This window comes from Paenibacillus sp. GCM10023252 (genome assembly GCF_042653305.1).
In the GTDB taxonomy this organism is placed as follows: domain Bacteria; phylum Bacillota; class Bacilli; order Paenibacillales; family Paenibacillaceae; genus Pristimantibacillus.
On sequence record NZ_JBHSHW010000029.1, the window covers coordinates 141,131 to 156,426 of the forward strand.

At 51.0% G+C, this 15,296-nt stretch carries 15 protein-coding genes and 1 other RNA gene; 2 read left to right on the forward strand and 14 right to left on the reverse strand.

Annotation, left to right across the window (positions count from 1 at the left end; genetic code table 11):
- Positions 1-2: 2 nt before the first annotated feature.
- The 3 genes from typA to ACFO9Q_RS16980 form a co-directional block, all read right to left on the reverse strand.
- A complete protein-coding gene (gene typA, locus ACFO9Q_RS16970) occupies positions 3-1,841 on the reverse strand; it encodes a translational GTPase TypA (RefSeq protein WP_379184196.1) in 1,839 nt (612 codons plus the stop codon).
- A 39-nt stretch (positions 1,842-1,880) separates the two neighbouring features.
- A complete protein-coding gene (locus ACFO9Q_RS16975) occupies positions 1,881-2,363 on the reverse strand; it encodes a hypothetical protein (protein WP_379184198.1) in 483 nt (160 codons plus the stop codon).
- A 157-nt stretch (positions 2,364-2,520) separates the two neighbouring features.
- Positions 2,521-3,177: a TerC family protein gene (locus ACFO9Q_RS16980; RefSeq protein WP_379184200.1), complete on the reverse strand. Its 657-nt coding sequence runs from the start codon at positions 3,175-3,177 to the stop codon at positions 2,521-2,523.
- A 173-nt stretch (positions 3,178-3,350) separates the two neighbouring features.
- Here ACFO9Q_RS16980 and ACFO9Q_RS16985 point away from each other — a divergent pair, with 173 nt between their 5' ends.
- Positions 3,351-4,049: a TerC family protein gene (locus tag ACFO9Q_RS16985; protein ID WP_379184202.1), complete on the forward strand. Its 699-nt coding sequence runs from the start codon at positions 3,351-3,353 to the stop codon at positions 4,047-4,049.
- Positions 4,050-4,107: 58 nt separating this feature from the next.
- Here the strand turns inward: ACFO9Q_RS16985 and thiI are convergent, their stop codons facing one another.
- From thiI to ACFO9Q_RS17015, 6 genes are all read right to left on the reverse strand, one after another.
- Entirely contained in the window at positions 4,108-5,331 is a 1,224-nt protein-coding gene (thiI, locus tag ACFO9Q_RS16990) for a tRNA uracil 4-sulfurtransferase ThiI (RefSeq protein WP_379184204.1), read from the reverse strand.
- Positions 5,332-5,337: 6 nt separating this feature from the next.
- A complete protein-coding gene (locus ACFO9Q_RS16995; RefSeq protein WP_379184593.1) occupies positions 5,338-6,489 on the reverse strand; it encodes a cysteine desulfurase family protein in 1,152 nt (383 codons plus the stop codon).
- A 104-nt stretch (positions 6,490-6,593) separates the two neighbouring features.
- Positions 6,594-7,253: a lytic transglycosylase domain-containing protein gene (locus ACFO9Q_RS17000; RefSeq protein ID WP_379184206.1), complete on the reverse strand. Its 660-nt coding sequence runs from the start codon at positions 7,251-7,253 to the stop codon at positions 6,594-6,596.
- Between the two features lie 157 nt (positions 7,254-7,410).
- Positions 7,411-7,830: a hypothetical protein gene (locus tag ACFO9Q_RS17005; RefSeq protein WP_379184208.1), complete on the reverse strand. Its 420-nt coding sequence runs from the start codon at positions 7,828-7,830 to the stop codon at positions 7,411-7,413.
- 39 nt (positions 7,831-7,869) lie between these two features.
- On the reverse strand, positions 7,870-8,085 hold the full coding sequence (locus ACFO9Q_RS17010; RefSeq protein ID WP_379184210.1) for a DUF1540 domain-containing protein: 216 nt from the start codon (positions 8,083-8,085) through the stop codon (positions 7,870-7,872).
- Positions 8,086-8,140: 55 nt separating this feature from the next.
- Positions 8,141-8,641, reverse strand: a complete 501-nt coding sequence (locus ACFO9Q_RS17015; RefSeq protein ID WP_379184212.1) for a YpuI family protein — start codon at positions 8,639-8,641, stop codon at positions 8,141-8,143.
- Positions 8,642-8,886: 245 nt separating this feature from the next.
- Here ACFO9Q_RS17015 and ACFO9Q_RS17020 point away from each other — a divergent pair, with 245 nt between their 5' ends.
- Complete coding sequence (locus ACFO9Q_RS17020) at positions 8,887-10,740, forward strand: S8 family peptidase (RefSeq protein ID WP_379184214.1); 1,854 nt, start codon at positions 8,887-8,889, stop codon at positions 10,738-10,740.
- A gap of 114 nt (positions 10,741-10,854) precedes the next feature.
- Here the strand turns inward: ACFO9Q_RS17020 and rnpB are convergent.
- The 5 genes from rnpB to rpoD all read right to left on the reverse strand — a co-directional run bounded on the left by rnpB (position 10,855) and on the right by rpoD (position 15,266).
- Positions 10,855-11,261, reverse strand: an RNA gene (rnpB, locus tag ACFO9Q_RS17025) — RNase P RNA component class A.
- A 74-nt stretch (positions 11,262-11,335) separates the two neighbouring features.
- A complete protein-coding gene (locus ACFO9Q_RS17030; RefSeq protein WP_379184216.1) occupies positions 11,336-12,457 on the reverse strand; it encodes a Nif3-like dinuclear metal center hexameric protein in 1,122 nt (373 codons plus the stop codon).
- On the reverse strand, positions 12,433-13,206 hold the full coding sequence (locus ACFO9Q_RS17035; protein WP_379184218.1) for a tRNA (adenine(22)-N(1))-methyltransferase: 774 nt from the start codon (positions 13,204-13,206) through the stop codon (positions 12,433-12,435). The genes ACFO9Q_RS17030 and ACFO9Q_RS17035 overlap by 25 nt, the downstream gene beginning before the upstream one ends.
- Positions 13,206-14,045, reverse strand: a complete 840-nt coding sequence (locus ACFO9Q_RS17040) for a hypothetical protein (protein WP_379184220.1) — start codon at positions 14,043-14,045, stop codon at positions 13,206-13,208. Before ACFO9Q_RS17040 ends, ACFO9Q_RS17035 begins: the two co-directional genes overlap by 1 nt.
- Positions 14,046-14,135: 90 nt before the next feature.
- Positions 14,136-15,266, reverse strand: a complete 1,131-nt coding sequence (gene rpoD / locus ACFO9Q_RS17045; protein ID WP_379184222.1) for an RNA polymerase sigma factor RpoD — start codon at positions 15,264-15,266, stop codon at positions 14,136-14,138.
- Between the last annotated feature and the right edge of the window lie 30 nt (positions 15,267-15,296).

Here is a 15,296-nt window from a genome sequence, read left to right on the forward strand (position 1 = left end):
GACTATACTTGTTGAGCGGACTTGCGCTGCTTCTCTGCGCGCTCACGTTCGCTCTTCACAAGAATCTTCTTCCGGAGACGAATCGTCTTCGGTGTGATCTCACAATATTCATCATCATTCAAGTATTCCAGAGCTTGCTCCAAGGAATAGAGACGAGGAGTCTTCAGCTTCACCGTATCGTCCTTACCAGCGGAACGAACGTTGGACAGCTGCTTCTCCTTACAGATGTTCACGATGATGTCATTGTCACGAGTATGCTCGCCGACGATCATTCCTTCATAAACTTCGATACCCGGCTCCAAGAACATAATGCCGCGGTCCTCAACACCCAGCATGCCGTAGAACGTTGATGTGCCGTTCTCACTTGCCACGAGGACGCCTTGATGACGGCCGCCAACATTGGAAGCCACATACGGGCCGTAGCTGTCGAACGCATGGTTCATGACACCATATCCGCGTGTAAGGGTAAGGAATTGTGTACGGTAACCAATCAATCCACGTGCAGGGATAATGAATTCCAGACGCACTTGGCCGTTGCCGTTGTTAATCATATTAACCATCTCGGCCTTACGAGTTCCGAGACTCTCCATGACAGCTCCTGTGCTCTCTTCAGGAACATCGATAATTAGGCGCTCATACGGCTCAGAACGAACACCGTCAATATCCTTGACGATAACTTCCGGCTTGGATACTTGCAGCTCGAAGCCTTCACGACGCATATTCTCAATCAGGATGCCCAAGTGAAGCTCGCCGCGTCCAGATACGATGAAGGCATCCGGGCTGTCGGTCTCTTCCACGCGAAGGGCTACGTCCGTCTCCAACTCCTTGAATAGACGATCGCGAAGCTTACGGGATGTGACCCACTTGCCTTCACGGCCTGCGAATGGCGAGTTGTTCACGAGGAACGTCATCTGCAGCGTAGGCTCGTCAATCTTAAGAACGGGAAGAGCTTCAGGACGAGCAGGATCAGCAATCGTCTCGCCAATGTTGATCTCACGAATACCAGCAATCGCTACGATATCGCCGGCAGCCGCTTCTTCAATCTCGATACGCTTGAGCCCTTGGAAGCCGAATAGCTTCTCAATACGTGCTTGCTTCGTTGCGCCTTCACGAGTCATGACCGCTACCGCTTGACCTTGACGAATCACTCCGCGGTTAACGCGGCCGATTGCGATACGTCCAAGATACTCATTGTAATCCAGCAGGGTAACGAGGAATTGAAGCGGATCCTCTACATTCTCAGTTGGAGATGGAATATGCTCAACGATGGTCTCATATAGAGCTTGCATGTTCTCATCCTGCTTCTCTACGTTCATGCTTGATGTTCCCATTAGTGCGGAAGCATAGACGACAGGGAAGTCCAGCTGCTCATCGTTCGCACCCAGCTCGATGAACAGATCAAGCACTTCGTCGACGACTTCTTGAGGGCTTGCATTAGGACGGTCAATCTTATTCAATACGACAATCGGTGTCAGCTGGCTCTCAAGCGCCTTGCGCAGTACGAACTTCGTCTGCGGCATGCAGCCTTCGAAGGCATCAACGACAAGCAGAACGCCGTCTACCATCTTCATAATACGTTCAACCTCGCCGCCGAAGTCCGCATGGCCCGGTGTGTCGACGATGTTGATCAAGTAATCCTTGTACGTAATTGCAGTGTTCTTAGCGAGGATTGTAATCCCGCGCTCGCGTTCCAGATCATTCGAATCCATCGCGCGTTCCTGAACTGCTTCATGGTCTCTGTACGTTCCGGATTGTTGAAGAAGCTTGTCAACCAGTGTAGTCTTGCCATGGTCAACGTGGGCAATAATCGCAATATTGCGAAGGTTCTCTCTTGCTTGCATAACGAATAATCCACTCCAATTTCTCTAATATAATTCTTCTTACCAACGTGCCCGTCTTCCGAACGTCATCAGCGTGCCGGCTGCAATGAGCAGAACCGCAATAAGGTAGATTCCCCAGCTCCACAAGAGGCTGAGGAGCAATAGTACCGCGGACGAAGCAGCAAGCGCGATGGACACCGTTAACAGCATACGGGTTCGGGAGGAACCGAACACATAATATTCGTACAAGCCGGTTGCGATCCCGAATAGGAACAACGGCCACAAATACTTGATCGTATCCCAGCCCAGAATGTTGCAAAACACGAACAGCAGTGCATAAACAATAAGCATACCGCCGGGTACGAGGACGACAGCCGGCAGCAATCTGCCAAAATACAGCACATGCAGCAGAATGCCGGGAATGAGGACCAGCAGCGGCCAGAACAGCGCGCCGAGAATACCGAACACTCCTAGCTTACCCAGTAAAATTACGACCCCAGCCAGCAGCATAATGATTCCAGCGGAATATTTATTATTAGGCATTGGCGTTCCGCTCCTTACAAAGACAACAGTTTTTATCTTTACTAGTTTATAGGAATCCCGTACAAAAAACCAGTGGAAACCGTTGAACACGACAAAAAAACCGATCATCTGCGAAGAATGAGCGGTTTTTGACGCATTTTTTGCTACAATACACCTATCAGTTCCTTCGCTTCAGCAATCCGGCAATGATGACAAAAGGAATGCCCAGCAGAGGAATGGCATCGAACCAAGGCTCCCAGCCGTGAAGAATGAGTCTGTGAAGACCTGGGTCGCTGACCAGCATCTCTCCAGCCGCATAGCCGAGCAATCCAGCTCCTATATAGATGAAGAAAGGAAATCGGCCAAGCAATACCCCAAGCATCTGGCTCCCCCAAATAATCATCGGTATGCTGAGTCCGATTCCGAGCAGAATAAGAACGGGTTCCCCCTCCGCAACCGCCGCAATAGCCAAAACATTGTCAAGGCTCATAATAAAATCAGCAGCAATAATCGTGCGTACAGCATGCGACAGCGATCTTGGCTTCCCCACAATATGACTGCTGTCCCCCACTCCCGCATCAGCCAGCAGCTTGACGGCAATGTAGAGCAGCAAGACCGCACCTACTGCCTGCAGGTAGGGGACCTGGAGCAACGAGATGGCAGCGAGTGTAAGCAGACACCGAAGTCCGACAGCTGCTGCTGCCCCCCACCATACTGCACGCTTGCGCTGCTCTGGCGGAAGCTGCTGACTGGCCATTGCGATGACGATGGCATTATCACCGCTTAGCAGTACGTTGATTAGAAGGATCTGAAGAAACAATAATAAGTTGTCCAATAGGTTATCCCCCTCCCTCTTAACAGCTGTATGCTTGTACGGCCAGCAATATGTCCAGAGGTTGTCCAGAGCAGACAAGTTTACAAAGTAATTGAATCCTTCTATAATGGCAAACGTAAGCAAAGGACGATAGGGTTCTCACGAGCCCTTGAATGGGGAGGACACACAACATCATGGAATTATTCTCAATGGACTGGCTAATTGCCCTCTCAACGATCGTATTCATAGACTTAATCCTTGCTGGTGACAACGCCATCGTCATTGGTCTAGCCGCACGCCGGCTGCCTGCTGACCAGCAGAAGAAAGCCATACTATACGGATCAATGGGTGCAGTCGGTATCCGAATCATCGCAACCTTAGGTGTAGTCTACCTGCTTAATCTTCCTGGTCTTCAGCTGATTGGAGGAGTATTGCTGCTATGGATTGCGTACAAGCTGCTCGTTCAGGAGAATGAGCATGACAACATAACCGCCGGCAACACACTAGGACAATCCGTGCGCACCATCATTATTGCGGATGCAGCAATGGGTATCGATAATGTCATTGCAGTTGCAGGGGCAGCGAATCATAACCTGCTGCTCGTTGTATTAGGACTTCTTATCTCCGTACCTATCATCGTGTGGGGCAGTACGCTATTCATCAAGCTGATCAACCGGTTCCCATGGATCGTATATGTTGGGTCTGCCGTACTTGCTTATACCGCAGCGAAGATGATCACTCATGATCATTGGTTGGAGCCATTATTCAAGGAGAGCTCGCTATTCTCTTGGTCCTTCATGATCTTAATGATTATCGTCATTATCTCGGCAGGTCTGCTCACGAACAAGAAGAAGCAAGCGAACGTAACAAGAAGAAGCAGCGAATCCCACTAAGGGGATTCCTGCTTCTTCTTGTTATGCAACGATATGTGGTCTCATTAGTATGTCTTACTCAGAACCAGCTGTCCTCTTGTTCAGTGGCCCGCTTCCCTTCACCTGGGTCTGGAGAGAGAACTAGCTGCTCTGTACCTGCTATCGCCTCTGCGATCATCCGATCATATTCAGGAATGAACTCCTCAACCTTCTGGACGACCCTCAGATTAGGATTCGTGCTCGGCGACTTAGGCAGGAACAAGGAACAACAGTCTTCATAGGGAAGAATAGAAGTCGTGTAGGTACCAATATCCTTAGCAAGCTGTATAATCTGTTCCTTGTCCATGGTAATGAGTGGTCGCAAGAGCGGCAAGTCCGTTGCCCTGCCGATTACGTTCATGGAAGACAAGGTCTGACTGGCTACCTGCCCCAAGCTGTCTCCGGTTACGATGCCAAGCGCTCCCTGCGCTTCGGCTAGACTCTCCGTAATACGCAGCATCGATCTGCGCATTAGCGTAATAATAAGCGGATCCTGCTTCATCTGAGTGAGAGCAGTCTGAATGTCCGTGAAGGGCACCAGATGCAGCTTCAGAGGAACCCCGCTATAATAGGCCAGCTTCTTCGCCAGCTCAATGACCTTGTCCTTCGCCTTGTCACTCGTGAACGGATAACTGTGGAAGTGCACAGCCTCAAGCTCCAGACCACGACGCAATGCCATCCAGCCCGCTGCCGGGCTGTCAATCCCTCCAGACAAGAGCAGCATCGCCTTGCCGTTGGATCCATAGGGGTATCCTCCTGCGCCTTGGACGACCTCACAGTATATATAGGTTCCCTCTGCCTGGATGTCTACCCTCAGCTCCAATTCCGGCTGACGAACGTCTACCTTAAGCTCTGGCGTAGCCCGAAGAATATGTGAGCCAACCAAGTGATTCATCTCTTGAGAAGGATAAGGGAATTCCTTCCACCCCCGCTTCACTGACACCTTGAAGGTACTGGCACTATCCCTGCGAGCGTGTACTAGCTCCAAGGCAGCCTTGCGGATGACCTCAAGCTCAGAATCAACCCTCATGACCGGACTGAAGCTTACAATGCCGAACACTTGGCTGAGACGTTCCGCAACGGGCTGGTAAGCTTCGCCATTCAGCTTCACGAATATCCGACCGAACGTACGGAGATAAGTCAGTCGCTCATAGGGCTTCATAGCCCCCTTCACTTGAGCCATCATCGACTTCTCGAACTTGCTTCTGTTCCTGCCCTTCACATAGATCTCTCCGAATCTGAGCAGTATCATATCGTAATTCATTCGTACTTAACTTCTCCTCTCAAGCGGCCGCAGCTTCTCCACGACCAGCTGCAGCGCCTTGCTCAGCTTATCCATATCCACCGCATCATGCTCATCGCCCAAGCTTACACGAATTCCACCTGAAGCGCGAGCTCGATCTGCCCCCATCGCGAGCAGGACCCGGCTAGGCTTGTCCTCCTTGGAGGAGCAAGCCGACTTCGTAGAGGCAAGGATATCGTTCTCTTCCAACATATGAACCATAACCTCGGGCTTCATACCTGGGTAGGAGAAGTTGATAATATGAGGGGCCATGACCGGCCAGCCTGATCTAGATCCGTTCACTCGAAGTTCAGGTATCGCATCCAGCCCTGCAAGGAGCTGCTCGCGCAGCTCATACATCTTATTCCTGCGCTGATCTGCGGATTGAACAGCCAGCCGCACAGCCTTCGCCGCTGCAACGATGCCAGGAACATTAGCCGTGCCCGGCTTCGGACCGCTGCCTCCTCCTGACAATAGGGGATACAGCTGCACTCCTTCTCTGACGTACAGGAAGCCTACCCCCTTCGGTCCTCTCAGCTTGTGAGCGGAAGCCGTCAGAGCATCTACCCCCCACTTGTCGAGCTCAATCGGCAGCTTCCCGATACTCTGAACTGCATCAACATGCAGATAGGTTCTCTTCCTGAGTGCAAGCAGTCTGCCAATCTCTTCAAGAGGCTGAACAGCCCCCATCTCATTGTTCACATGCATAATGCTGACGAGAGTAGTCTCATCTGTGAGTGCTTGACGAAGGTCCTCCAGCCTGACTTGCCCATTGCCGTCCACCGGCAGATAGGTGACGTGGAAGCCTTCCCTCTCTAGCTGTCTGAAGGACTCGTATACGGAAGCATGCTCAATCTGTGTAGTAATGAGATGCTTGCCTCTCGTCTCATACTGCCTGGCAATTCCCTTAATGGCAAGATTATTGCTCTCGGTCCCTCCCGAGGTCATCGTCCATTCTTCTGTCCTTCCTCCTAGCATCGCAGCCAGCACCGACTTGGCACGCTGGATTAACTTCTCAGCATCTGCGCCTGCCTGGTGAATAGAAGCTGGATTGGCATAATGAGTCCGGGTCACTTCCAGCAGAGTCTGAATGACTTCCTCATGCGGCGGAGTAGATGCGCAATGGTCGAAGTACAACATGAACAACACCTCGCTCTCTTATAAAAAATAAAAGACCAACGACGGAAGCTGCCTCGCGGCCATTCTTCCATCGTGATCTGCATCGTAATTCTGCCTCGTTACTCTTACCCCTTAGCTTGCAGTACCTTGCTTACATAGTTCTGTGTCTCTTGTGGCAGAGAATCCAGCTTCGCTAACAAGTCTTCAGTGGTTGCAATGCCAAGTCGATCAACCCGTCCAGGCCCAGCATTGTAAGCAGCAAGCGCTACTCCTTCATGCCCGTTGTACTTCCTCAGGAGATAGCCTAGATACTTCGTGCCGCCTTCTACATTCTGACGAGGGTCGAATGAATCCTGCACGCCCAGTCCGCGAGCCGTTCCGTCCATTAGCTGCATGAGGCCCTTAGCTCCAGCCGAGGATACCGCATTCGGCTCGAAGCCTGATTCCGTATGTATAACCGCGCGGATTAGGGAAGGATCCACTCCGTACTTCGCAGCCGCTTCCTGTATGATCCCATCATAGCTGGAATCAGTATGGTCAGGTGATGAAGCAGGCGCACTTGCATCTATGAGAGACATAGGAATAATTCCATCAGATGTATATGGCTTATAGATCGGCTCTCCTGCTGATGTCGCGGAAGCTCCCATGACCTGCGATAGCAGCTCATCGAACAGCCGGCTGTCGCCATTATTGGCGTTCAGTGGTGAAGATTGGAATTGATTATTCAAGCTTGGCGTTAGTTGAAGCTGAAGAAGTGCCTTGATTGTGCGGGGATCTATGCTCATAAGTCCTCCTGTTGATGAGAATACCTTCAACTACACTATCGGTATCTATTGTACAGGTTATTAGAGGTTAGTTCCAGTACTCGATGATGCGGCACTTCATAATGCTGCCCCTAAAAAAAACCGAGAAAGCTGAATGGCTTCCTCGGCTCCAAATAAGTCAGGTGATTGCATAATAAAAGGGAAGCAGCACAAGGTAAACGGTCGCCGCGATAAGGCCGATCGTTATTGACCACACTCCCAGCCCCTTAGCCCCCTGCCGATAGGCAACGAAGCCTAATACAGCTGCTGCCAGCCCCATCAAGATCGGCCATATGAACCAGGAGGCTCCAGCGAACAAGAGCGCTACCCAGCCTAAGGCGAATCCGTCAGAGCGCTCCTCTGGCACCTCTGCTGGCTGAGCAGAAGTGGTGCGAGCTCGGGCGGGATGGACGGTGAAGCGGTCAACCGCGTAATCGGTTCCCATCTCCTCATTCACATTGAGAAGATCCCATGGTCCAGTGAGCGGACCAGAATCCGTATGATTCTGATGCTTCAGCGGCTTGCGGTCATTAATCGGTTCTTCTTCGGACAAGTTCATTCTTTATCGCCCCTTAAGGTGAGAATGGTCGTCCATGAATTACTTTCCTATTGGCTTGAACGTGTGGCAGCAGGTAACGGAAGAGCTCTCCGCCGTATCCTGATGCTTCAGACCGAAGCCCTCATCTGCGAATTCTGTATCCAGATCCACTGCTGCATGCTTGTCAATATCGATCATAATCTCATCGGCATGACATTGATTGCCCTGCTTCCAGAAGCTGCAATTGGATACACTGCACATTACGCCGTTTGGCATAAGTAAAATCACCTCCGTTATCAAGTTTCCCTGAACGAAGGTGATGTATTCTGCCTTATTTTTGCCCTTGCATCCGGCGCTGAGTCATGTAATCTGTCTCATAATAAGACAGCTCATCACGAAGCTCTTCATAGATCTTAGATACGCTGAGGACGATATCTCTGGCTTCGCGAAGCGGCTTGAAGCGGAAGCGGATCGCATCTTGTCCCGTATAAGCATAACGGCCATCCTCGGAATAGCCTTCATTTTTCGGATAGAAGAAGGCGTTCACACTTTGATGATAGACGTCATACAGAGCGCGTTCAGCGTATTCAATATCGAAATTAGGCCTTCTTAGGAGAATTCCCAGCTTCTCAACGGACACTTCGGAGAATACCAGTAAGTGGCGCAAGTCGGACAGCAAGCCTTTATAGAACGTCCCAGCTTCGTCTCCGCTGTCGGACTCAGTCAATTGACTAAGCGTATAGTGGTTCAGGAATAATTCTAGCTGTTGTACTGCGTCTTTCAGTTTTGTGCGAGTCGTTTCGCTGAGTGATTTAACGTTAGTAGCCGGCATAGGTAGATCCCCTTTCATAATCCAGACAAAGCGTAAACGGCTGTCGCCGTTCTCTGGCGGCATAAGCTCGTCTCGCGATGAGATATCGAAAAAAAACTTAAGCATCAACATAGTACCACAAATTTCATAGAAGTGGTACTGGCGTTTCGCATCAGCCGCCGCATATTTTACCCTCGTACTCCTTAATCTAAGGTGAACTTAAGCACAAGCTACTGCGTGTCTGAAGCTAATGGAGGTCAAGGAACATGAGAACGAGATGGGTTGGACTACTGAGTGTGCTTGCTGCCGCGGTGCTGTTACTGCCGCAGACTAGACTGTTAGATACGAAGCCTGACGGCAATAGCCGCGAACAACAGGTGCGTTCCGAACAGCAGGAGCAATCTGCCAAGCTTGCTGCTGTCGACCAGGATAAGGAAGCAACGGCAATGCTCTGCATGACGGAATGCACGAAGGACTTCAGGCGAATGATGGCACAGACCACTAGCGGAAGCAGCCGAGCTAAGATGGTTGATCATATGATGAGCAGCCATCAGCATATGCACTATGTGTCATGGATTGCAGGCTCACGTTCGGTGCACAAGGGCAAGCTTCCTCCTACCAAGAGCGGTACAGCATCCAGCTATGTTACAGCAGCAGCTGCGCGGGTGAAGCAAGGGGGCAAGTATGAATCTCCTGTTTTCCAAGGCGATGACGGCAGTTCTTATATGGTGCTTGGTGTACCTGATCAGAGGAGCAAGGGCATGGGTATTGTCAGTGTGGTCATGCAGGACATTGTCAAGCAGGTGGAAGCCCATCAGAGACGTAATCTCCGGCTTGTCCCCTATCCCCATGAGGGCAATTATCGGATTGAATCCGTTGACCCTAACACGAATCAGGATATTCATGTACAGAGCGGTGAAGACAACGGCAATGCCAGTCATTATCATGTGAAGGATGTCGTGGTGAAGTTCACACAGCCTCTGTCCAAGCAGGATCTGAATAAGATTCAGTATGAGATTCGAGCGATATCGACGAGGCAGCTGCGTGATCACTATATCTTCCGGTCGCAAGATATGGATGCCCGGCAATTGGTTGATTACTTCAACGAGGTGTGGAAGCCGGCTTATGTGGAGCCTCATTATCTGTATATGACGAATGAGACTGCACAAGAACAACAAGCTATCGTCCCGAATGACCTGCTGTACTCGGAGTACCAATGGAACCTTCCTTCCATTGAGACTGAGAAGGGCTGGTCAAGATCCAAGGGCAATGAGCAAGTTATCGTCGCTGTGTTAGACACCGGTGTTCAGCAGAACCATCCGGACTTGCAAGGCAAGCTTGTCAAGGGCCTTAATATCGTAGACAGCAATGCTGAGCCTGAGGATGACGTCGGTCATGGTACACATGTTGCTGGCATTATAGGAGCAACTGTTAACAACGGAGAAGGCGTAGCTGGTGTGTCCTGGTATAACAAGATTATGCCTATCAAGGTGCTGGACAGCAGCGGAGCAGGCTCTACTTATTCGGTAGCCCAAGGTATTATATGGGCTGTAGATAATGGGGCGAAGGTCATTAATATGAGCTTAGGCAATTATGCCCAAGCTGAATTCCTTCATGATGCCATTAAGTATGCATACGAGAGAGATGTCGTCCTCATCGCAGCTTCTGGCAATGACAATACGGAGCGGCCAGGTTACCCGGCGGCTTATCCAGAAGTGTTCGCTGTAGGGGCTACAGACGCCAAGTCCAAGCGTGCCTCCTTCTCCAATTACGGAGATTATATCGACGTTGCAGCACCTGGTGCAAGCATCGCTAGCACTTACCCAGGGGGGCAATATGCAGCGCTGTCTGGCACATCAATGGCTAGTCCGCACGTCGCTGCGCTGGCGGCATTAATTCGATCCGCCAATCCTAAGCTTACGAATGCAGAGGTTATGGATATTATGCGGAATTCGGCTGTAGATCTCGGCACACCTGGCAAGGATAATGACTTCGGTTACGGACTGATTGATGTTGACCGTGCCTTGTCAGCCGCTACACAGAGCAGCACCTCACTTCAGAATTATCCGGAGCAGGTGAAGGCTAGACTGAATGAGATCTCACGACGTTACATGAATTGATTCCTTAAGGAACAGCTTGTATTCATCATCTGAGCCATAGGCAACAGCAAATAAGCCCACCCTATCCATTGAAGGATCGGGTGGGCTTGCTTGTTCATTCAGAATACATACGTTGCGGAAAGTTTGCCTTAAGCCGGGTTCTGTACTTCTGGTGGTCATAACGGGAACGACCCTCCCACTAGTGAAGCGACAATCATCTATCTAGGCCGCTCATTGCTAAGCGGCTCAAGCGACCAACCCGGACGCGCTTCAGGCAAAAGCTGCAGCGCGAAGCTGCTGCGTCCTCTTCGGTCTTGCTCCAGATGGGGTTTACCAGGAGCATTGTCACCAATGCTCCTCGTGGTCTCTTACACCACGGTTCCACCCTTACCTGTGCCGGCACAAGGCCGGCCATCGGCGGTCCATTTCTGTGGCACTATCCTTCAGCTCGCGCTGACTGGACGTTATCCAGCATCCTGCCTTACGGAGCCCGGACTTTCCTCTCGCAGCTGTTAGCTGCCAGCGATTGTCTGTCAAACTTTCCGGTGCACGAATAAGTATACAAGTTATTGCGGCAAAGCTCAACCCAATACGTATTCCAATTGTGGAAATAGGTCTATACGAACTGGAATGGCTCTGTCGAGAGAGCTGAAGCAGTGACAACCGTGTTCACCTTGCGGCTCGCAAGCTCTCTATTGAGATAATCGGTAACACCTTGCTTCATAATCTTCTCCACGTTATGCCCAGGGTCGATAATCGCTACTCCGGCAGCGAGTGCGTCATGGGCGGTATGATAATCGACGTCACCGGTGATGAGTACATCTGCGCCTGCATAGATGGCATGTCGAACATATCTGGAGCCTGAACCGCCGAGAACTGCAGCCTTGCGGATGATACGGTCAGGGTCGCCGACAAGTCGCAGCTGCGGGACATTGAAGGCGATTTTCACCCGATTCACGAGCTCCCTTAATGAGATTGGCTCTATCAGCTTGCCGACACGGCCGAGACCGAAGGATCTGCCCTTAAGGTCGTTCGGATATAGATCGTATGCGACTTCCTCGTAAGGGTGAGCCTTCAGCATCGCGCTGACCACCTTGCGGTGCGCGGAGTGCGGAACGACGACTTCAATGCGCATCTCTGCCGTACGCTCGAGGACGCCCGGCTTCCCTATGTAAGGAGCTGTATCCGCGCCTGGTAGGAAGGTGCCCGTCCCTTCTATGTTGAACGAACACTTGCTGTAGTTCCCGATCTCCCCGGCTCCCGCATGCCAGATGGCCTCCAGCACCTGCTCATGATGGCTCTTCGGTACGAATACGACCAGCTTCAGCAGCTTGTCTGTATGCACCTCTTCCAGACTGGACCTTCCTCCTGCCGCTATTCCGACGAGATCCGCCATCCAGTCGTTGATTCCCCCGTCTGCGACATCCAGATTCGTATGAGAGATATAGACAGCGATATCATGCTTGATTAACTTCTCATACAGCCTCCCTGCCGGTGTTGCCGTATCGATCTTCGCAAGAGGACGGAAGATAATGGCATGATGAGCGATAATCAAGTCTGCGCCGCACGCAATGGCCTCATCAACGACTTCATCCGTTACATCCAGAGCAACCAGCACTCTTCTCACTTCTTTGTGAAGCGTACCGAGCTGCAGACCAATCTTGTCGCCTTCGACTGCATAATGCTTGGGAGCTAACTGCTCCATGATCTGAATTAGTGCCTGTCCGTGGATATACATTGCAGCACCTCCTCCAACTGTTCCAGCTCGCTGCGGAATTGCTCAGCCCGCTGCCGCGCTTCCTCCAGCTCCGACTCGCCCAGCTGTCTAACTACCCGTTCAAGCTTGCTTCGCTCTGAGGCCCACTTGCGAATGAGCACGGGATCTGGCTGCTGCAGCAGATATGGCCCCATCTTCAGATACAGCTGCTTCCTTGACTCTTCATCCAGCTCTAGAGGCAGAATACTCTGCGAATAGAGAGCTTCATTGTGCTCTGCAGCCTCCGGATGTCTAACTGCATGAAGAACCTCATAGATCTTGCTGTCCTCTTCCAGAATGTACTCGGCTTGGAGCCACCAATGCTCCTTCAGCAGCCAGGCTCGCACTCTGTCTTCTCCTACATTAGGCTGCAGCACCAGCTCCTTGACACCATCCAGCTTGCCAGAGAGCAGGCCGCTCTCCAATATATCTGACATTAAGCTTCCGCCCATGCCGGCAATGGTTACCGTATCTGCTTCGCCTGGGAGGAGGACAGCAAGTCCGTCTCCTTGCCTGACCTGAAGCCGCTGCGTCAGCCCTGCATCAGCCGCCTGCTTCTTGGCTGCTTCATACGGACCACGATTAAGTTCACCCGCTATAGCTGTCGGACATTTCCCCGATTGCAGCAGGTACACAGGAAGCATGGCATGATCCGAGCCGATATCGGCTGCTCTTGAGCCTGTTGTTACACAGTCTGCAATCCGCTGCAGACGTTTTGATAATTTCATCATTAAGCTACCCACACCATCCATTGTTTTCGCATTGAGAATAATAACGTTCCGCCAACGATGAACTTAACCAGCAGTTGAACCTGAAGAGGCGCCGCAGCTGTGTCAAGATAGATCAGCGAATAGAGCTCCGGCATGAACCATAACAAGCCTGCAGCGCAGAACAGCACGGCAGATACAGGCTTCGAATAGCGGTGGACGAACCATGCGCTCCAGCCGAACAGGGCTGCAACCGGCAGCCAGTAGAGCTGCACCTCATACCACTTAGGTTGTGCCGTGTACGCAGACAACAGTCCGGCATACACAAGTGCAGCAGTCATCCAGCCGCACAGCTGGAGGGGATAGATTCGAGCAAGCAGGCCATATATGATCCACAAGAGAGCATTCAGAGACAATACGATTTCTCTTCCATACCATTCGTCCCAGCCGTGCAGGCTAACCACATATAACCCGCATGCGATGCAAGTCAACAATCCGATACCAATGATGACGAGTCCCGCCGCTTCATTACGCCTACGAACACGCTCGCCGTACCACAATAATGCTGCAGTAGAACCACTAACAACCGCTATTTGCAATAGAGGATGAAAAGCGTTAAAATAAAGCACAACAAAGGAAATTAAGGTAAAAAAAGCAAAAGTAAGGAGCCATTGCCTGCCGGTTGCTTGCTGCAAAACGGCAAATGCTTGGCTCATAGAACGTCCCTTGGGCGATGCATAATTCCTTTGATCCGGATCCTGATACAGATTCAACAAAAAATCGCAATATTGATCAGGCAGCAGCTTGCTGCGACGCCAATGCTCGATTTCCTTCACGATCACTTGTCGGCGTTCATCATTCATTCGAGCGAGTTCCTCTCCAGCCAATTTGGAAAAAAAGACCTTGCTGCACATGCAGTAAGGTCACTAATAGGCAATTCTAATACCGAGCTCTTATTCGAGGAAATCCTTCAGTCGCTTGCTGCGGCTCGGATGACGAAGCTTGCGCAGCGCCTTCGCTTCAATCTGACGAATACGCTCACGAGTTACACCGAATACCTTGCCAACTTCCTCAAGCGTTCTGGTTCTGCCGTCGTCCAGCCCGAAGCGCAAGCGAAGAACGTTCTCTTCACGTTCGGTCAGCGTATCGAGGACATCCTCCAACTGCTCCTTAAGCAGCTCGTAAGCTGCTGCATCTGCAGGGGCAAGTGCTTCCTGATCCTCAATGAAATCGCCAAGATGCGAGTCATCTTCTTCACCAATCGGTGTCTCCAAGGATACAGGCTCTTGCGCAATCTTCATAATCTCTCTGACCTTGTCTGTGCTCAGTTCCATCTCTGCGGCAATCTCTTCCGGTGTCGGTTCGCGCCCCAGCTCTTGAAGCAGCTGACGAGACACTCTGATGAGCTTGTTAATCGTCTCTACCATATGAACCGGAATACGTATCGTTCGTGCTTGGTCAGCAATCGCACGGGTAATCGCTTGACGAATCCACCAAGTGGCATACGTACTGAACTTGAAGCCCTTCGTGAAGTCGAACTTCTCGACAGCCTTAATCAGTCCCATATTGCCTTCTTGAATAAGATCGAGGAACAGCATGCCGCGGCCTACATAACGCTTCGCAATACTAACGACGAGTCTTAGGTTCGCTTCAGCCAGTCTTCTCTTCGCCTCTTCATCCCCATTCTCAATACGCTTAGCCAATTCCACCTCATCATCAGCGGATAGCAGCGGTACACGGCCAATTTCCTTCAAGTACATCCGAACAGGATCATTAATCTTAATCCCTGGGGGCAGAGCCAGATCATCGTCGAAGTTGAAGTCATCGCTCTCACGCTCGGCATCATCACCGCTGGCGCGTAGTGGATTTTCCTCTTCTCTCTCATTTAGCACTTCAATACCAAGGTCATCCAGCTGTTCGAAAAACTCATCAATCTGTTCCGGATCTTGATCAAATGGAGATAATTTTTCTATAATCTCTTTGTAAGTCAAGGAGGATTTCTTTTTACCTTGTTCAATTAATTGGTCTTTGACGTGGTCGAGCTTTTGTTCGCTCTCTAATTCAGTATGTTGATCATTCGCCATGTTCCGACTCCCTCCTCCCTAGAAAACCTA